1 protein-coding gene is annotated in these 325 nt (G+C 61.8%); it reads left to right on the top strand.

Annotated features, from left to right (window positions below):
- Nucleotides 1-141: 141 nt before the first annotated feature.
- The coding region (locus tag AC0L3B_RS38905) for a DUF1120 domain-containing protein (protein WP_473383004.1) at nucleotides 142-325 on the top strand (184 nt) is incomplete at its 3' end.

Raw genomic sequence — 325 nt, 5'->3', positions numbered from 1 at the left:
ACCAGGCCCTGTCGCCGAAGGGTCGCGCCTGCCGTGCCTGACCTTGAGTCGAAGAGTGGCCATCGATCGTTTGCGCCACCGTTGAGCTGCTGTACCTGCAACACCCCGCACTCCCGTTTCACCCAAGGAGATTCATTCGCCATGAAGGTTTTCGCACCCGGTTTGATGGGCGCCTTGCTGCTTTGCCCGAGCGTATTCGCCGCCAGCCATACCGAATTGCTTGTCCACGGCGCCATCACGCCCAGCGCCTGCGCACCAGTGATTTCCGGCGCCGGCACTGTCGACTTCGGCAAAGTGTCGGTCAAGGACCTCAACACCCAGACCT

The organism is Bradyrhizobium sp. Kon56, from assembly GCF_055807635.1.
Note: the sequence above shows the minus strand (reverse complement) of the source record. Positions and strands in the feature narration are given on the sequence as shown.